Source organism: Nocardia neocaledoniensis (assembly GCF_029868625.1).
Taxonomy (GTDB): Bacteria; Actinomycetota; Actinomycetes; order Mycobacteriales; family Mycobacteriaceae; genus Nocardia; species Nocardia neocaledoniensis_A.
This window is the reverse complement of record NZ_JARWOJ010000097.1, coordinates 1-2,628: the sequence shown is the minus strand read 5'-3', so window position 1 is coordinate 2,628 and position 2,628 is coordinate 1. Positions and strand designations below refer to the sequence as shown.

General features: G+C 67.5%; 2 protein-coding genes and 1 pseudogene. 2 read left to right on the top strand and 1 reads right to left on the bottom strand.

The genetic code is table 11. The annotated features are described in order from the left end of the window. Positions 1-239: 239 nt before the first annotated feature. Positions 240-857 carry an ANTAR domain-containing response regulator gene (locus QH270_RS06750; protein ID WP_280339569.1) on the top strand — a complete coding sequence of 206 codons (618 nt, stop codon included), beginning with the start codon at positions 240-242 and terminating at the stop codon, positions 855-857. Between the two features lie 274 nt (positions 858-1,131). Next, the gene (locus tag QH270_RS06745) at positions 1,132-2,289 is read left to right on the top strand and encodes a branched-chain amino acid ABC transporter substrate-binding protein (protein ID WP_280339570.1); all 1,158 of its coding nucleotides are present in this window, start codon (positions 1,132-1,134) and stop codon (positions 2,287-2,289) included. Here the strand turns inward: QH270_RS06745 and QH270_RS06740 are convergent. After that, positions 2,199-2,628: pseudogene (locus QH270_RS06740) on the bottom strand (hypothetical protein); the annotation flags it as partial. The gene QH270_RS06745 and the pseudogene QH270_RS06740 overlap by 91 nt on opposite strands.

Below are 2,628 nucleotides of genomic sequence, written 5' to 3'. Positions count from 1 at the left end.
CCCTGAAGGCGTTCAGCGGCGACCAGCGCCTGGCCGGCCAGACCTACATCGCCGTCGCGCCAGACGGCCAGGATCCGTGCGAGCTGCGTCAGCGCTCCGGTGACGCGGCCGTGCGCGACCTGGTCGCGCGCCGCGGGGGAGTATCGGTCGCGGGGTGTGCGCGACATCGTCTGCTCGCGTTCACCGGCGGAATCGAAAGGTACTCTCTACATCAGTCGGAATCCAGAGGGGTCGAACCTATGAGCACGAATGCAGCGGGCGCCGGTGCCACGCGTGAGGCCGCGGCCAAGCGCGTCGTCGTCGCCGAGGACGAGGCCCTCATCCGGATGGACCTCGTGGAGATGCTCAAGGAAGAGGGCTACGAGGTCGTCGGTGAAGCGGGCGACGGGCAACAGGCCGTCGAGCTGGCCGAGGAGATGCGCCCTGATCTGGTGATCATGGACGTGAAGATGCCGCGCCGCGACGGGATCGACGCCGCCGCCGAGATCGCGACGAAACGTGTTGCGCCCGTGGTGATCCTGACCGCCTTCTCCCAGCGCGACCTGGTCGAGCGGGCCCGCGACGCCGGGGCCATGGCGTACCTGGTCAAGCCGTTCACCAAGTCGGACCTGGTGCCCGCGATCGAACTCGCCGCGAGCCGTTTCCACGAAATCACCGCGCTGGAAACCGAAGTCGCGAATCTGTCGGACCGGCTGGAGACCCGCAAACTCGTCGAGCGGGCCAAGGGCGTGCTCATGCAGACCCAGGGGCTCACGGAACCGCAGGCGTTCAAATGGATTCAGCGCACCGCGATGGATCGGCGCACCACGATGAAGGCGGTCGCCGAGGTCGTGCTGGAGAATCTCACTCCGCAGTGATGCGCGACCCGCATCGCCGTCGTCCGCGCCGAAATCCGGAAAACTTTACGTAAGCGAAACAATAAGTTGAACTACGACTGCACAACAGGGCGCCGACATGACGCGAATGTGATGCAGATCTAACACAGCGGCGATATGTTCTGACCCGGGCTGAACGTGGGTCGGCCCCCTCGGGGACCCCGGGGAGCACAGGACATAGAGGTGAGACGTGCTCAGTTCGACATGGCGCAGTCGTTCGACGCGAGGAGTTCTGGTACTCGGCGCTGCCGCGTCGTTGGTGCTGGCCGGATGTAGCGACAAGTCGTCCGACGGCGGCGGTGGCGGCAACACCGATCTCTCGATCCAGCCGGTGGTCCAGCTCGACACCCAGGGCAAGGCTGTCGCGCAGACCGACGCAGGCGCCGCCGCGGATCCCGCCGGTGACGGCAAGGCCAAGTGCGCGCCGCAGAACATCGCGATGGCGGGCCCGCTGACCGGTGGCAACTCCGCGCTCGGCATCAACATCATCAACGGCGTGAAGCTGGCCCTCGACCAGCACAACAAGGCCAACCCGGATTGCCAGGTCTCGGTCAAGCAGTTCGACACCGAGGGCAAGCCGCAGATCGCCAGCGGCGTGATCCCCTCGATCGTCAGCGATCCGAGCATCGTCGCGCTGGTCGGCCCGACCTTCTCCGGCGAGACCAAGGCCACCGGCCAGATCCTCAGCGAGGCCGGGTTGCCGACGCTGACCGCCTCGGCCACCAACCCGACGCTGACCGAGAACGGCTGGAAGACCTTCTTCCGCGGCCTCGGCAACGACAACTCGCAGGGCCCGGCCGTCGCCAATTACCTGACCGGCGAGAAGGGCTACAAGAAGATCTGCGTCGTGCAGGACAACACCGATTACGGTGCCGGTCTGGCGCAGGCGTTCAACACCGCCGCCGGTGCGGCCGCCGACCCGTCGTGCGCGGTGAGCGTCAAGGAAGGTGACAAGGACTTCTCGGCCGCGGTGTCGAAGCTGTCCGCCGCCAAGCCCGACGCCATCTTCTACGCCGGCTACTACGCGGAGGCGGCGCCGTTCGTGCAGCAGCTGCGTTCCGGTGGCGTGACCTCGGTCTTCGTCTCCGCCGACGGCAGCAACGACCCCGAGTTCGTGCGTCAGGCCGGTAGCTCGTCCAAGGACGCGCTGCTGTCCTGCCCGTGCAGCCCGGCGCCGGAGAAGTTCGCGACCGAGTACAAGGCGCTCAACGGCCAGGCGCCCGGCGTCTACTCCGTCGAGGGCTACGACCTGGCGACCATCCTGCTCAAGGGCATCGACTCGGGCAAGGTCACCCGTGCCGACCTGCTCGACTACGTCCGCAACTACGACGGCACCGGCGTCGCCCGCCAGTACAAGTGGGGCCCCACCGGTGAACTGGCCAACATCCAGATCTGGATGTACGAGGTCAAGTAGTCCCCAGGACGTGTGAAGCGGTGGGCGGGGGCCACCCCGCCCCCCCCCCCCCCCGCCGACCCGGGAGAAAACAAAAAAAAAAAGGCCGAGCGCCGGGTTAGCCACCGGGGCGCCCGGGGCAAAGCGCGCGGGTCTTCGCGGCGGGGTTCGCCCGCGACCAGCCAGTCGATGGCGTTGACCAAGCGGCCCACCGCCGTGGCGTTCCCGCCGGCCGACCGGTTGCCGGCTTCGTCGGAGGCCTCGGTGGCGGCGAAGGCCTGCTGGATCTGGGTGAGCATGCTGTTGAGCGAACGTGAGAGCCGGTCGACCTCGGTGTCGTTGCCGCGCACCGGAATCCGG